14 protein-coding genes and 1 pseudogene are annotated in these 14,126 nt (G+C 69.7%); 12 read left to right on the top strand and 3 right to left on the bottom strand.

Annotation, left to right across the window (positions count from 1 at the left end):
* Positions 1-18: 18 nt before the first annotated feature.
* Both ACIQKA_RS30180 and ACIQKA_RS30175 read right to left on the bottom strand, forming a co-directional pair.
* Positions 19-159 (bottom strand): MerR family DNA-binding transcriptional regulator, encoded by a 141-nt coding sequence (locus tag ACIQKA_RS30180; RefSeq protein ID WP_391096855.1) that lies wholly within the window; start codon positions 157-159, stop codon positions 19-21.
* 72 nt (positions 160-231) lie between these two features.
* Entirely contained in the window at positions 232-618 is a 387-nt protein-coding gene (locus ACIQKA_RS30175) for a metalloregulator ArsR/SmtB family transcription factor (protein WP_366378035.1), read from the bottom strand.
* A gap of 94 nt (positions 619-712) precedes the next feature.
* Here ACIQKA_RS30175 and ACIQKA_RS30170 point away from each other — a divergent pair, with 94 nt between their 5' ends.
* The 8 genes and pseudogenes from ACIQKA_RS30170 to ACIQKA_RS30135 all read left to right on the top strand — a co-directional run bounded on the left by ACIQKA_RS30170 (position 713) and on the right by ACIQKA_RS30135 (position 9,436).
* Entirely contained in the window at positions 713-2,686 is a 1,974-nt protein-coding gene (locus ACIQKA_RS30170; protein ID WP_402542967.1) for a heavy metal translocating P-type ATPase, read from the top strand.
* On the top strand, positions 2,683-3,111 hold the full coding sequence (locus tag ACIQKA_RS30165; protein WP_391096856.1) for a (2Fe-2S) ferredoxin domain-containing protein: 429 nt from the start codon (positions 2,683-2,685) through the stop codon (positions 3,109-3,111). Before ACIQKA_RS30170 ends, ACIQKA_RS30165 begins: the two co-directional genes overlap by 4 nt.
* 129 nt (positions 3,112-3,240) lie before the next feature.
* A complete protein-coding gene (locus tag ACIQKA_RS30160) occupies positions 3,241-4,515 on the top strand; it encodes an APC family permease (protein ID WP_402542966.1) in 1,275 nt (424 codons plus the stop codon).
* A complete protein-coding gene (mobF, locus tag ACIQKA_RS30155) occupies positions 4,493-6,070 on the top strand; it encodes a MobF family relaxase (protein ID WP_402542965.1) in 1,578 nt (525 codons plus the stop codon). The genes ACIQKA_RS30160 and mobF overlap by 23 nt, the downstream gene beginning before the upstream one ends.
* Before the next feature lie 842 nt (positions 6,071-6,912).
* A complete protein-coding gene (locus ACIQKA_RS30150; protein WP_402542964.1) occupies positions 6,913-7,287 on the top strand; it encodes a hypothetical protein in 375 nt (124 codons plus the stop codon).
* Positions 7,288-7,366: 79 nt separating this feature from the next.
* The gene (locus ACIQKA_RS30145; RefSeq protein ID WP_402542963.1) at positions 7,367-7,561 is read left to right on the top strand and encodes a hypothetical protein; all 195 of its coding nucleotides are present in this window, start codon (positions 7,367-7,369) and stop codon (positions 7,559-7,561) included.
* A 21-nt stretch (positions 7,562-7,582) separates the two neighbouring features.
* A pseudogene (locus ACIQKA_RS30140) lies at positions 7,583-7,831 on the top strand (hypothetical protein); the annotation flags it as partial.
* 1,206 nt (positions 7,832-9,037) lie between these two features.
* Positions 9,038-9,436: a hypothetical protein gene (locus tag ACIQKA_RS30135; protein WP_383157779.1), complete on the top strand. Its 399-nt coding sequence runs from the start codon at positions 9,038-9,040 to the stop codon at positions 9,434-9,436.
* A 218-nt stretch (positions 9,437-9,654) separates the two neighbouring features.
* Here ACIQKA_RS30135 and ACIQKA_RS30130 read toward each other — a convergent pair whose 3' ends face one another.
* Positions 9,655-12,354, bottom strand: coding sequence for a Helicase associated domain protein (locus tag ACIQKA_RS30130; protein WP_402542962.1), 2,700 nt, complete (start codon positions 12,352-12,354; stop codon positions 9,655-9,657).
* Between ACIQKA_RS30130 and ACIQKA_RS30125 the strand changes: the two genes are divergently transcribed.
* From ACIQKA_RS30125 to ACIQKA_RS30110, 4 genes are all read left to right on the top strand, one after another.
* Complete coding sequence (locus ACIQKA_RS30125) at positions 12,353-12,556, top strand: hypothetical protein (RefSeq protein ID WP_402542961.1); 204 nt, start codon at positions 12,353-12,355, stop codon at positions 12,554-12,556. The two genes, ACIQKA_RS30130 and ACIQKA_RS30125, sit on opposite strands and share 2 nt — an antisense overlap.
* 95 nt (positions 12,557-12,651) lie before the next feature.
* Complete coding sequence (locus tag ACIQKA_RS30120; protein ID WP_390111174.1) at positions 12,652-13,089, top strand: hypothetical protein; 438 nt, start codon at positions 12,652-12,654, stop codon at positions 13,087-13,089.
* A gap of 256 nt (positions 13,090-13,345) precedes the next feature.
* The gene (locus tag ACIQKA_RS30115) at positions 13,346-13,606 is read left to right on the top strand and encodes a hypothetical protein (RefSeq protein ID WP_383157768.1); all 261 of its coding nucleotides are present in this window, start codon (positions 13,346-13,348) and stop codon (positions 13,604-13,606) included.
* An 87-nt stretch (positions 13,607-13,693) separates the two neighbouring features.
* Positions 13,694-13,894, top strand: coding sequence for a hypothetical protein (locus tag ACIQKA_RS30110; protein WP_383157765.1), 201 nt, complete (start codon positions 13,694-13,696; stop codon positions 13,892-13,894).
* The last annotated feature ends 232 nt before the right edge of the window (positions 13,895-14,126 follow it).

Below are 14,126 nucleotides of genomic sequence, written 5' to 3'. Positions count from 1 at the left end.
GGTGTCCACTCGCCGGGATCAACCTCGATTCTCGCCGTACATCCGGTAGCCGGACGGCGTGCGGTCGGCGGTCGGCAGACCGGCGTCCTCGTGGAAGCGCAGCGTCGTGGCCGGAACGCCGGAGCGCTCGGCCAGCTGCGAGATGCGGTAGGTCGTCACACGGCTGACGGTAAACCTTCAACCCGACTCGAAGGTCAAGCCCGAATCCGCCTGTCCGGCGCCCTGGTCCGGTCAGTCGGCGACGGCCGGCTCCGGCACGGAGGCGGGGACGTCACGCACGCCCATGCGCAGGTGTTCGACGTGGAACAGGGCTTGGTCGAGGAGCTCGGCGACGTGGTTGTCGTAGAGGGCGTAGACGATGGAGCGGCCGTGGCGTTCGCCGGTGACCAGTCCGAGGTTGCGCAGCAGGCGCAGCTGGTGGGAGCAGGCGGAGGCTTCCATCCCGACGGTCTCGGCGAGGTCACTCACGGAGCACGGCCCCTCTTGGAGGCGAGCCAGGATGTAGAGCCGTGAGGGGGTGGCGAGGGCCTGGAGGGTGGCAGCGACGTCGGCGGTTCCGACCGCGTCGAGGCGCTCGCGCGTGGTGGGGTTGCTGTCACTGCCGGTTTTGTGGCCCATGGGGCCATCATACCGATGACACCTGAAGACCTATTCAAATGTTCCTGTATGGTGGAGGCGCTGCTCCGACCTGCCCGTGAAGGGTTGTTTTGTCATGTCTTCTGTCCTCGTCCAGCGGCCCGCGCCACCCGCCGACTCCCGGCCGGCATCCTCGCGGCGCCGCACACGGGTGCTGGCGCTGTCGGAAGCCCGGTGGGCGCTGGCCTCGCTGGTCCTGTTCCTCCTCGCGCTGCCCGTCTACCTGTCGGGCGGCCCGTCCTGGCTGTGGAGCGTGCTGTTCGCCGCCACTTACATCACAGGCGGTTGGGAGCCGGGGTGGGAGGGGCTGAGGGCCCTGAAGGACAAGACCTTGGACGTGGATCTGCTGATGGTCGTGGCCGCGCTCGGCGCGGCCGCCATCGGCCAGGCCCTCGACGGGGCGCTGCTGATCGTCATCTTCGCCGCCTCCGGCGCTCTGGAGGCGGTCGCGACCGCCCGCACCGCCGACTCGGTGCGCGGGCTGCTCGACCTGGCGCCCACCACCGCGACCCGCCTCCTGCCCGGCGGCGGAGAAGAGACGGTGCCCGCCGACTCCCTCGGCGTGGACGACACCATTCTGGTGCGGCCCGGTGAGCGGATCGGCGCCGACGGGCAGGTGCTCGACGGGGCCTCGGATGTCGACCAGGCCACCATCACCGGCGAGCCCCTGCCGATCTCCAAGCAGGTGGGCGACGAGGTGTTCGCCGGGACGGTGAACGGCACCGGCGCCCTGCGCGTGCGGGTCGAGCGTGATCCCACCGACTCGGTCATCGCGCGGATCGTGAAGATGGTCGAGGAAGCCTCCGAGACCAAGGCCCCCACGCAGTTGTTCGTCGAGAAGGTCGAGCAGCGGTACTCGATCGGCATGGTCGTCGCGACCCTGGCCGTCTTCGGGATCCCGCTCGCCTTCGGCGACGACCTCTCCTCGGCCCTGCTGCGGGCGATGACGTTCATGATCGTCGCCTCGCCCTGCGCGGTGGTGCTCTCCACGATGCCGCCGCTGCTGTCCGCGATCGCCAACGCCGGCCGCCACGGCGTCCTGGCCAAGTCCGCCGTCGTGATGGAACGCCTGGGCCGGGTCGACACGGTCGCCCTCGACAAGACCGGCACCCTCACCGAGGGCACCCCCCGCGTCACCGACGTCCACCCCGTGCCCGCCTCCGGCCTGGCCCAGGACGCGCTGCTGGCGCTGGCCGCGGCCGCCGAGCACTCCAGCGAACACCCCCTGGCCCGCGCCGTCGTCGCCGCGGCCCGCGAACGCGGCCTCACCCTCGCCGAAACCACCGACTTCACCTCCCAGCCCGGCGCCGGCGTCACCGCCACCGTGAGCGGCCGCACCGTCCGGGTCGGCTCGCCCGTCCGGCTCGCCACCACCGGCGATGCGGCGACCGACGACCTGGTGCAGGCCCTCGAAGAACAGGGCCGTACCACTGTCCTCGTGCTGCGCGACGGTGCACCGGCCGGGGTGCTGGGCATCTCCGACCGGCTCCGCCCGGACGCAAGGGCCACCGTCGCCGCCCTCACCACCCTGACCGGCCGCACGCCGGTCCTGCTGACCGGCGACAACGAGCGCGCCGCCCGCCACCTGGCGGCCGAGGTCGGCATCACCGACGTCCGCGCCGGACTCCTCCCGCAGGACAAGGTCGCCGCCGTCCAGGGCTGGGAGGCCGAGGGACGCCGGGTCCTGGTCGTCGGCGACGGCGTCAACGACGCCCCGGCCCTGGCCGCCGCCCACACCGGCATCGCCATGGGCAAGGCCGGCTCCGACCTCGCCCTGGAGACCGCCGACGCAGTGGTCGTCCGCGACGAACTCGCCACCATCCCCGCCGTCATCGACCTCTCCCGACGGGCGCGTCGCCTCGTCGTCCAGAACCTGGTCGTCGCCGGGATCTTCATCACCGTCCTCGTCGCCTGGGACCTGATCGGCACGCTCCCGCTGCCGCTCGGCGTCGCCGGCCATGAAGGCTCCACCGTCATCGTCGGCCTCAACGGCCTGCGCCTCCTGAGTGAACGCGCCTGGACCAACCCCCTCGCCAAGGGGACCAGGTGAGCCGCCGCACGCGCCGGGACAACACGGCCGCTCCCGGCGGGGCAGCCGGTGCGGCGGCACGGTGCACGGTCACCATCTGCCGGGGCTGCTGCTGCGGCACCGTAGCCGAAGTGCCCCGTCTCGACCACGAGGCCCAGCTCACCGACCTGCGCACCACTCTGTCCGGCATCGCGACCATCCGGCGCACCGACTGCCTCGACGCGTGCGAGCGCGCCAATGTCATCGTGATCCAACCCTCCGCCGAGGGACGCAAGGCGGGAGGCCGGCCGGTCTGGCTCGGTCAGGTCAACGACCCCGGGGCGGCCGCCGACATCACCGCCTGGATCCGAGACGGCGGCCCCGGCGTGGCAGAGCCTCCCGGCGTCCTCGACCTGTACGCCTTCCAGCCCTCGCGCCGCGTCCGCGCTGAACTACACGACGAGTAGAGACCGCCCGCCGACGCCAGGACCCCGTCCCACAGGCCGGGCGAGCCCTGTGTCGTTCAGGTCGATCCCTTATCGTGCCCGCGCACCGCGGAACCCGTCCGCGAGCGCATCCGGCAAGGAGAGAACACCGTGAGCAGCACGCCCCCACCCGCAGCCGGCCTGCCGGACGAACTCCAGAGGCGCCTGGGCGTGCCGGACGCGGTGACGATCGGTCTGGGGTCGATGATCGGCGCCGGGATCTTCGCCGCCCTGGCACCGGCCGCCCGCGCGGCCGGCTCCGGCCTGCTGCTCGGACTGGCCCTGGCCGCCGTCGTCGCCTACTGCAACGCCACCTCCTCCGCCCGGCTCGCCGCCCTCTACCCGGCCTCCGGCGGCACCTACGTCTACGGGCGCGAGCGCCTTGGCGAGTTCTGGGGCCACCTGGCCGGCTGGGCCTTCGTGGTGGGCAAGACCGCCTCCTGCGCGGCCATGGCCCTGACCGTCGGCACCTACGTCTGGCCCGGCCAGGCCCACGCGGTCGCGGTCGCGGTCGTGGTGGCCCTGACCGCGGTCAACTACACCGGCGTCCAAAAGTCCGCCCTGCTCACCCGCATCATCGTGGCCCTCGTCCTCGCGGTCCTCGCCGCCCTTATAGTCACCTCCCTGACCTCGGGCGCCGTGGACGCGGCCCGCCTGGACGTCGGGACGGACGCGACCGCGGGCGGAGTGCTCCAAGCAGCCGGACTGCTGTTCTTCGCGTTCGCCGGATACGCCCGCATCGCCACCCTCGGCGAAGAGGTCCGCGACCCGGCCCGCACCATCCCGCGCGCCATCCCGATCGCCCTGGGCATCACCCTCGTCGTCTACGCCCTCGTCGCCATCTCCGTCCTGCTGGTCCTGGGTCCGGACGGTCTTGCCGCCGCCGGGGCACCGTTGACGGACGCCGCGCGCGCCGCCGGCGCCGAATGGCTCATCCCCGTCGTACGCGCCGGTGCCGCCGTCGCAGCGCTCGGTTCCCTGCTCGCCCTCATCCTCGGCGTCTCCCGCACCACCCTGGCCATGGCCCGCGACCACCACCTGCCCCACGCCCTGGCCGCCGTGCACCCGAAGTTCAAGGTCCCCCACCGCGCCGAACTCCTCGTCGGCGCCGTCGTCGCCATCGTGGCCGCCACCACGGACGTCCGCGGAGCGATCGGGTTCTCCTCCTTCGGCGTCCTGGCCTACTACGCCATCGCCAACGCCTCCGCCTGTACCCTGACCGCCGCCGAAGGCCGTCCGGCCCGGATCATCCCCGTCGTCGGTCTGACCGGCTGCCTCGTCCTGGCATTCGCCCTCCCGCTGCCCTCCGTGCTCACTGGCGCTGCTGTCCTGCTGGCCGGCGCCTCGGCCTACGGCATCCGCCGTGCCGGCGCTCGCCGGCCGTGACCACGCACATCACTGCGCCGCGCCGCGCTGGACAGACCCCGAACCCGCCCGCGACACCGACTCCACCGGTGCCCGCAGGGCGGGTCCGTCGTTCCTCGGGTCCCGGAATCCACGGGTCACCGGAGCGGATCTCGTCTTCCGCCCGCAGCCGACCATCCAGTTCCTCTGGGCGCTGGGGGAGGAGGAGACGCGGCGGGTGATCGAGGCCGCGCACGAGCGGGCGATCGAGACGACGCTCGCCTGGATCGAGGTCCACGCGGCGACCATCCGCGTCGGCGCCCAGGGCCGCTACCCCACCCGCCCGGTCCACGGTCTGGCCTTCGCGCGCTTCCGCCACTACGAGTCGAGAGCCGGAACGCCGCTGCTCCACAACCATGTCCTGGTGTTCTTGCGGGGCCTGCGGTCGGACGGGAGGTGGGGTGCGGTGCACTTCACGGCGCTACTGGAGAACGTGGTCGCGGCCTCCTCTCTCTACAACGAGCTCGTCATGGCCGAGGTGTGCGAGGCGCTGGGCGTGGCCTCCGAGCCGCGCACGGTCAACGCGGGGCGCCGGCCGGTGATGGAGACCGGCGGGGTGCCGCACGAGCTGATCGGCTGGATGTCGAAGCGCGGCCGGGAGATCGACCTGTGCCGCCAGGAACTGGAGCACGAGTACGTCACCACCGTCGACGAGGACGGCAACCTCAGGTCCGGACCCGTCGTCTCCGAGCAGGCCCGCACGAAGCTGAACCGGATCGCCGCCCGTGAGACCCGCCCGCCGAAGCCGAAGGCCCATTCTTTCGCGCAGCTGCGTACCGACTGGGGGGGGGCAGGCGCGAAGGAGTTCCTCGGGGAGGCCGCGCATCTCGTCGGCAGCCTGTTGGAGCGGACCCGGACCGCCGTCGCCGCGATCCGCGCCCAAGTCGCCGAGACCCTGGATGTCGCCCTGGCGGCTCTCGGCGTCAGCGCGATGGTGTTCGTGATGAGCGGCAACGGTCTCTTCCACCGTCGCCATCTGCTCGCCGAGGCGCGCCGGTTCCTCGCCCTGGTCCAGCGCGGCCGCCGCGAGCCCGGCCTGGACGAGACGATCGTGAACGCGGCCATCGTGGCGTACTGCCTGGACATCACCGAACCGAAGACCGCCCGCGGCCTGCTGGCGGACTACCGCCTCTACACCACCCACTGGATCCACTCCGATCCCGCCCGCACCCGCCGGCGCTCACCGGAGGCGGCCCCCGACGTCGACCACCGGCCGGCCTCACCGCCCCGGACGGTCCGGCCCTGCCGGTGGAGATGGGGGAGTCGGACATCCCGCGCGTCCCGCTCCGCTACGACCGCGCGGTCATCGCCTGCACCGCCCTCACCCACCAGATGCGTGCCGCGCGCGGCACGGGACGTGCCCGCTACTACGAGGGCGTCACCGCGTACCAGCAGACCGCGATGCCCGAACAGCTCCTCCCCGTCTTCGACACCGCCTCCGACATCGAGGAGCCGGAGGTCGGGACGAGCCGACGGACTACATGGAGCGGCTGCGGGCACTCCAGAGGGCGCGCCGAGACGGGCGCGCAGGACCTGACCACTGAGCAGATCAACAGCATCCAGGCCCGCATCGAGGAGATGAAGGAACGCGGCGAGGCACTCCGACAGCGCTACGCGCCCCGCCCGGAAGCTCCCGCTCCCCGGCCGGTCCTCGAGGACCAGCAGCGCCGGCAGCATGCCGGGCAGCCCGGTACCGGACGCGGTGGGCCGAGCCGCTGAGCGGACTCCACTCTCCACGGGTGGGTTCCGCTCCGTCCAGTGGCCGACACCCAGGAGCGCCGGGAGCAGGACCAGGCGGTGCCTAACCAGAAGGCCACCAGGTGGTTCTCCCGTTTGCGCGGCTGAACCGGGTAAGCCTAAAGCCACCGCGCCACTTGGGGAGTCGACTGCCGATGGCCGGTGGCCGATGACCGGCGGCGGGAGTTGCATGGATCGGCCACGGCGCTGAACTGCGGTTCGGCCGATTGTGGCGGGAGGATCGGCCACGCCCAGCCAGCTGTCCGGCCACCGCAGCGAAGGGGTGGGCAAGCCATGGTTGATGCAAGGCAGGCCTTCTTCCGGTGGGGCTTGCCCAGAAGCGGGCAAGCCTTGTCCGGTGTTCGGCGAGCTTTCTGGAAGGGAGGCTTGCCCACCCGCATGGAGGAGTGGGTACCGGCCCGTCGTCCCTTGAGGCGGGCGACTGCGGACGGGAAGCATGGATGGATCGAGAGGCTTGCCCTGCGTCCCGATCTCGACCGATCCCCAGCGGCCCCCTGACTGTCGGTGTACGGACTTTTTCCCCAGCCGCGTACGGACGGACGTCCCCAGCTCTGACCGTGGGCAGCAGCACTGCAGAGGATCTCGGTTGAGATCGATGTCCCGCCCAGGGACACTCGCGCGATGAGCAACAGCACACCGTCTGAACCGATCGGGCGAGCGTGGGACGAGCCCTGGTATCGGGTCCGCATGGAGGACTTCCAGGCGTCGTTCCTTCCCAGCGACGGCGAGGACCTGGACGAGGTCTGCAACATCGATGTCCTCGTGACTCTGAAGGATGGATCTCGTTGGACCGCGACCGTGTTCACCGTCGCGGAAGTCGAGCGCCTGATGAAACTCTGGGCAGGAACCGACGAGGCACTCGGCGGCCGATACTTCTGGGTCCCGGACGGCCTGATCGTCAGGGATCCCGGCATTGACAACATGACCGGCGTGATCGCCGGACTGATCGAGAACGGCGAGTTCTCCGAGATCTTTCAGCGGGTGATCGACAGCTGATCGGGTACTCGGCCGGTGGAGAGAAGGGCCCTTCTGGCGAAGGCGGTGGGGCAATCCGCAAGAGCTTCCCGAGTGGGCGTTGTCCTGCGTCGACCCAGCCCAGCAGCTGCCCGACCTCGATGACGGGATCATCTCCGCTGACGAGCTCGACGAGGAGCTTGCCGACTGGTCAGAGGGGATCTTTCGACTGCGGGGCCGGCGGTTCAGCCCCGTCTGGCTTGGTGAGGAAGAAGCCGACGCTGCACACAAGGAGCACGGCTGGTCGATCGATTGATCGTCCTGCCCTCACCCTTCCCTGCTTGTCGGCCGCCGCGTCTACGGCAGCGACCAGGACGATCCCGACCCCGGCCCACAACCCGGTCATCGCTACGCCGAGCTGGTCGGTGGACCGCTGGACGGGCAGCTGCTCGACATCACCGGCTGGAGGAGCGAGCAGATCGGCGGAGGCGTCGCCCTGATCGCCGTGTCCGGCTCTTACGGGCCGGGCGGACGTGCCCTGTACGACCCGCGCCCAGGCGATCCGGGTTGCTTGGATTGGAACGGGGCGACCTTCCCTGACCGGTCGGTGGCCACCTGGAAAGTCGGGGGGATGGGTGCGGGGTTCGGGGGCAGGAGACGGTTGAGTCCATGGGACCCCTGTGAAGGAAGGGCCCGCCGGTATCCCCCTTCCGGTTGGCTCTCGGGTTGACGAACGGCTCGCACCATCGGGCGGATGGTGCGAGCCGTTCGCCATGTCCCGGTCCCTCCGCCATCTCTGGAGTGGGTGTCGGGGAGGGGGGAGTCTGCTGGAGTTGCGCGGCCGGCTTCCGGGCCACCCCCCCAGCCGGGGGCGGGCCCGCCTCTTTGGCCCACGACCTATTCACGCGTCCTGTCGCACGAGCTGCTTGTCACGCGCGGGCGACGCCTTGACCTCGGCAAAGCCCCCCGGACTCCCGCCTGAGGTTCGAAGGGCTTGGTCATGTGACAGCCGGTCCGACGCGGGTTCGAGAGCTTGGGCAAGCCTGGTGGGCAAGCTTCGCGAATATGCCCCCAAAAGGGATAGGGAGGGTTGTGTCGGAGGGGGGTTACGGGATTGCTCTATGAGTTGCATTGGGCGTTGCCCCGCAGGAGTGAACCTCCATTTTTGGATCGTGAGTATCGTGCCTGGCCAGACTCTATGGGCAAGCCTGTTTCCCGCGCCGACACCTATTTCTACGCGTCAGCCGCAGAGATAGGCCTGTTCTCCATGAGCCGGGCCGGGCCGGGTTGGGCGGCGGTGTTCAGCGGACGAGTCTCGCCCGTTACGAAGAGTCGGCCCGCTTACCATCGCGCCTATTACCACGCTCATCAAGGCAGGTCAGCACGCTGGTAAGCCCATCAGGGCGCCTCTGACGCGCTCGCCGTCACCCGTGCCGCGTCAGACCGTTCACGGCCGTCCAGGCGCCAAAAGAATGGCCTCGCTGCCACCTCTCCTCGCCCGGTGATCCGCGACCCTTCTGCGCCCGACCCGCCCTTGCGTGGCCAGCGGGGCGAGCGTTGTGGAACCGCCGTGGTAAGCAGGTCAGGTCCGACTTACTGCCAGACTTCTTGGTAAGTGCTCTTTGTGGGCTCACGCATCGTTCTGTCAGATGAACACATATCTGTGTGACTGTGAGGGACTTTCCACGGGCCGGGCGCCGGGGCTCTGGTTGTCCTTTGGTGGGCGATCTTGATCATTTGCCAAGCGATCTTGACCGCAGGTCAACAGAAGTAGGCCTGGCATCCTGTGGAGATGCCGAAGAAGCAGAAGCGCGCGGCGACCCTCGCCGAGATGGCCGTGGCCCTGCCGCCACCAGCGACGGAGGGCCCACGCAGCTCGTACGTCGACCCACCCGTGGCAGCCCGCGGCTTCACCGGCGCCGACGGCACCCACTGGCGGCTCGCCCGCGGGCCGCTGGGCCCCCGTCGGGCCGAACGGCTCGCCACAGATGCCGACGTGATGTCAATGGGGATCTATTACGACGATGAGGTCGGACGGTGGCTTCCCCGCTTCCTGCCGGAGGCCGAGCGGCCGGCCATCTGGCTCAAAGCGCGGGCCACCCTCGGCGCCGCCTACCCGCCGGCCCATGAGGCGTACCAGTTCACGGCGGACGACGGCCGCGTCCTTCTCTTCATCGAGACGTACTGCTGAGCACGATCCCGCAGCAGCGCCTGCGGGTAGGCACTTTCGGGCCGACGGTCGAGATCGCTTGGCAAACGATCAAGATCGCCTGTCAGAGGTCAGCCGGGGCGGATAGGATCCGTCTTCCGTCCGGTAGACAGCATGAGACCCCGGGCATCAACCACGACCACCCGGGGTCTTTGTGCACTTCACTCGACCCAGGGCCTGACGACGGACCATCGCCCGTGTCACGCCCACTTCATGCCCAGCTTCTGCAGCGCGGCGAGCTGGTCGGTATCCAGCCGGTCTCTTCTGGATTTGGTGTTCGAGATCCACACCCCCAGTTTCACGGGCACCGGCTCCGCCTCGCCGTCGACCGTGACCTCGGCGACCGCGCCTCGCGGTACGGGCCGGTCGGCGCCTTCCCGCTCGACCCACTGCGTCAGGGCGGCGAGGCCTCGCTGGAATGCCTGCTGTGCCTTGGACGGCCCCCTCCCCGCGCCTCCCGCCACCGGCGCCGGAACCGGGGTGGGAGGTGATGCCTGTACGCCCAGCTTCGCCAGGCGCGCCTGCTGTTCGGGGAGGAGCTGTGCCCAGGTGCCCGGCTTCTTCTGCCGCTGAAGCCACCGCCCGATGTCATCGCCCTCGAACAGCACCCCGGGCTCGATGGCCGGCAGGTGGCCGTCGGCGTCGACCAGGTCCGCGAGGACGCGGTAGTGGCGTTGCCAGTTCAGCGGCCACGGGCAGTTCCAGTCCTCGTCGACCGCGGCCAGCTGCTGTGCGCGTACGGCGGTCCGCTCCGGATCCTTCCCGAGCCCGCCCTTCCGCCGGAGGTTGGCCATGTGCTGCCCGACGGGCACCATCGTTTCGCCCTCGCCCCATACGGCGTCCTGCCGTGGTGCGAGGTGCCCGGTGGCCCGCCGGTAGGACCTGAGTGCGGCGAGCTTGTTCTCCCACGCCTCCTCACCCGGTTCCCACACCATCCCGGCCTCCGGCAAGTCGAGCAGCGTCTTGCGCCGGTCCTCCAGCTCTCCTGCCCGCAGCGCCTTGCGCTGCTGATGCACCCACCGGCCGAGCGGGAAGTCCTTGGTGACGCCGACCTCGACCTCGACGTCGTACGGAACGGCGTGCAGGCCGGTGATTTCGTTCTCTTTCCGCCACCGGATGAGGGCCTGGTAGCCCTCCAGCCAGACCAGGGATTCGGGCCGGTAGACCCGGGTGCGCAGGAACGCGGCGATGGTCGCGGCGTCGCGCGGGCTGGAAAAGTGGAGCAGGGCCGCTTCGGCGGCGGCCTGGGTGTCGTCGTCCTCCTGATCCTCGCCGTCGCCGGTGCCGCCGACGCCGACGATCCGCCCGTCCTCGTCACACCGCACGTGCATCTTGCGCTTCCCGCTCGTGAGCGCCCGGGAAGCGAGCTGCTCGACCAGTCGCTCATCATGCGAGCGCAGGCCCTGGAGCACGGCCACGAGCGGTTTGAAACTGGCGGAGGCGACCATGTCGGTCGGGTCCTCGCCCGGCTCCAGGAACACCGGCACGATGATCCTGGCGACCTTGGCGCTGCCGTCGCGGTTGAGCCTCAGGGCCCGGCCGATGTTCTGGACGATCTCGACCTGTGAGCCTCGGGTGTCGGCGAAGCAGATCGCCTCGACTCCTCGTTCGCCGGTGATGTCGACGCCTTCCCCGAGCACGCGAACGCTGGCGAGGAAGGCACGGTGCACCCGGCGCCCGGCCGCGTCAACGCCGTTGGCGAACTGCCTGATGACCTCGCGCCGCTCGCTGACGAGGTGGTCGCCGCACAGCCACGCTGACCACACCCGGCCCGGCGGGACGTGGCGGCCGGCCTCCAGCTCGTAGAACTCCGCGTCGATCGACGACTTCGGGAGCTTGTCGGCGGCGGCCAGGTCGGCGTCGGAGGTGTCGTTCATGTAGAGCTCGGCGGCGGTCTCGGGCAGCTTCTCCGCGAACGCGGCGGCCTCCTCCACCTTCTGGTGGAAGGTCATGACCGTACGCAGGTTGCACGCGGCGGCGTGCTCCAAGAGAGCCGTCTGCAAGAGCGCCAGACGCCGGCCACGCCGCGCCTCCTCCGACTCCCCGAGAACCGGCGAAGGATCGCGGATCTCCAGCACGTCGATTTCGAACCCCGCAAGGATTTCGCGCTCGATCGCCTCCGACAGACCGAGCTCCGCGATCCACGCGCCGTATGTGCCGTCCAGGTCGTCGGCCATGGTCGCGAGCTCCACCTCCTGGCCGTCGGTGCCCTTCTGCGGCCGGGGCGTGGCGAGGACGCGTGGCGTCGCGGTGAGGTAGAGCCGGAAGGCGACGGGGATACGCTGGTTGTCGTGGATCGCCGCCCACGGCCGACCAAGATCACCAGCGGTTCCGTGGGCCTCGTCCACGACGGCGAGGTCGAAGCCATTCATGCGCTGGCCGTAGAGCCGCTCCCCGCCTGCCAAAGCGGCCTCCAGCGGCCCGTGAACCTTGCGCTGGCCGGTCGTCGTGCCCTCCGGACCCTCACGCTCCACGAGAGAGGCGTAGGTGGCGAACACGACCACGGGACCTGTTCTGGCCCACAGGGCGAGCTGGATCGGGTTCGTCGTGGTTCGGACCCCCAGCGAGTTCAGCGCGGTGTCGTTCTCCAGCGAGCACACCGCGACCATCGGCGACCGGTGCCCCACCAGACGCCACGCTTGGGCTGTCTGCACGAGCAGATCCAGAGTCGGGACCATGACGAGGATCCGGCCGTCCGCGAACGACTCCCATGCGCACGCGGCGGCCGTGATCGTCTTGCCCGAACCGGTCGCCGACACGATCGTGCCCCGCACGCCCTGCGCGGGAACAGGCCGTCGTGCGGGAAATCCCACCCACCTGCGAAACGCCGAACGCTGGTCCACCTGATGTTCCCTGAGTGAAATCACGCTCCCTGCTTCCCGTCCTATGATCGGCGTCATGATCCGTCCTGTCGCAGGCCCTCCCACCCGAAGGCACCTCGCTGCCGCACTCGCCATCACCGTGCTCATCAGCGTCGTCTGGTACGGCCTGCAGCCGGTCTACCCCGACTGTGTGTACTTGGGGAGCCACTCGATCGAGCAAGCCGTCGAATACGGCCAGTGCGATCCACCGAAAACGAAATTCAGCATCTGGATCCAGTAGACAGCCCTCAGCATATCCCTTCATTCCGCTACTTCTACATACTGCATCAACCCAACAGACATCCCATCTCTCCCATTACTGGATAAGGTCCGGACATGACCGCCGACTGGTACGTCCTCATCGAGGAGGACACCCGCACCACCCAACGCGCCGATGGCACCGAACTGAAACTGCACCACTGGGCACTCACCGGGACTCACCGCATCGGCCCCAACCGCACACAAGCGGCCGCGGCCGCCGAGGACGCGGCCCTCAACTACCTACCAGGCATCCTGGCCCGACACGCACGCCCGGGAGACGAACCAGCCCGCCACGCCCTACTCACCCAGGACGGAGCATGGATCGTGCTGGTGAAGCAACGCCACCGCGAATGCCACATACGCGTGACCACAGCCCAGCTCGTGCACTCAAGGGAAGAGAAGGAAGCACCACCGAAGAGCTTGAGGGAAAAGTTCCGCAGCGCCATAGAGGGCCCACCGCCCACGGCAAAGCCCTGGGCCTGGACGCCCGAAGACCAGACCGATCAAACCTGACCGCCAGCCCCATCAGCCGGCCCGCGTCAGCAGGCCGAAACAATAGCCGCAGACACCATCAGAAGAGTCCGCCAAGGGCGGGGAAGCGCAGCGACCTCGCCACCCGTGCGCTGGAGCGCAGCGAAAGCCCCGACCTCGCGCAGCCGCGCCGCCCCCGTGTGCGCAGCCCAACGGAGCGGCACACTACCTTCCCGCTGCCTAAAGCTCCCTTGACCCGTGCTCGTTTCCGTCCTTCACTCCGGGGCATCCGGCAGTCATGGACACCTCAGCGCACACTGAAGAAGCGATCCAGACCCAGGGCGATGAGCACCATGTCGTCCTCAGCGCCGACACCAACGGTGACGGCAAGCCCGACGTGTGGATGACCGACACCACAGGCGACGGCAAAGCCGACCTCTACCAATTCGACACCACCGGCAACGGACAGATCGACGTCACCATCGTCGAACGCGCCGAGCAGCCCGGCATCGACCGCTTGGTCGTCGAAGGCGACGCTGGCCACCCCCAACAAGCCTGAACCCACCCACACCCCCACCCCGCTCCCACGGCGCCATGCCACCGCGGGACACGCGAGCACGCCACTCTCTCCGAAAGGAACCCACACATGCTCGGTATAGCCGCTGCCGTCCTGTTCTTCATCTCCTTCTTGATCAACGCAGCCGACATCGGCACCAACGATGTCTTCTCCTCCACGAACATCATGCTCCTCGGTCTCACCGCCCTGGCCCTGCACCTCGCCGGCATCGGAGCTGCCCGGACCAGCCACACCACCACCAGCAGACGCCGACCCTGGTCCCGCTCCTGACCCTCCCAGCCAGCCAGGCCCGCGAAGCGGGCCCACATGGTGAGGGAGCGCAGCGGACACACCCTGTGCTCCGAGAGCGCAGCGAACGGAGCATCACTTCCGGTGCGCAGCACCGGAAGTGGCCAAGCCGCACAGCGGCCGGGCCCCTCGCGCAGCGAGGGGCCACAACTACCCTGCGCAGCAGGGTAGTTCGCTTTTCCACCGCGCAGCGGTGGAGTACCCGCTCCGCGGG

It is taken from the genome of Streptomyces sp. NPDC092045 (assembly GCF_044756005.1).
Classification (GTDB): domain Bacteria; phylum Actinomycetota; class Actinomycetes; order Streptomycetales; family Streptomycetaceae; genus Streptomyces.
Note: the sequence above shows the minus strand (reverse complement) of the source record. Positions and strands in the feature narration are given on the sequence as shown.

Coding starts and splice junctions, on each gene's coding strand:
- ACIQKA_RS30130 (WP_402542962.1), bottom strand. CDS start 12,354: ATGACGCCGATCATAGGACGGGAAGCAGGGAGCGTGATTTCACTCAGG.
- ACIQKA_RS30135 (WP_383157779.1), top strand. CDS start 9,038: ATGCCGAAGAAGCAGAAGCGCGCGGCGACCCTCGCCGAGATGGCCGTG.
- ACIQKA_RS30125 (WP_402542961.1), top strand. CDS start 12,353: ATGATCCGTCCTGTCGCAGGCCCTCCCACCCGAAGGCACCTCGCTGCC.
- ACIQKA_RS30115 (WP_383157768.1), top strand. CDS start 13,346: ATGGACACCTCAGCGCACACTGAAGAAGCGATCCAGACCCAGGGCGAT.
- ACIQKA_RS30150 (WP_402542964.1), top strand. CDS start 6,913: ATGAGCAACAGCACACCGTCTGAACCGATCGGGCGAGCGTGGGACGAG.
- ACIQKA_RS30175 (WP_366378035.1), bottom strand. CDS start 618: ATGGGCCACAAAACCGGCAGTGACAGCAACCCCACCACGCGCGAGCGC.
- ACIQKA_RS30170 (WP_402542967.1), top strand. CDS start 713: ATGTCTTCTGTCCTCGTCCAGCGGCCCGCGCCACCCGCCGACTCCCGG.
- ACIQKA_RS30120 (WP_390111174.1), top strand. CDS start 12,652: ATGACCGCCGACTGGTACGTCCTCATCGAGGAGGACACCCGCACCACC.
- ACIQKA_RS30110 (WP_383157765.1), top strand. CDS start 13,694: ATGCTCGGTATAGCCGCTGCCGTCCTGTTCTTCATCTCCTTCTTGATC.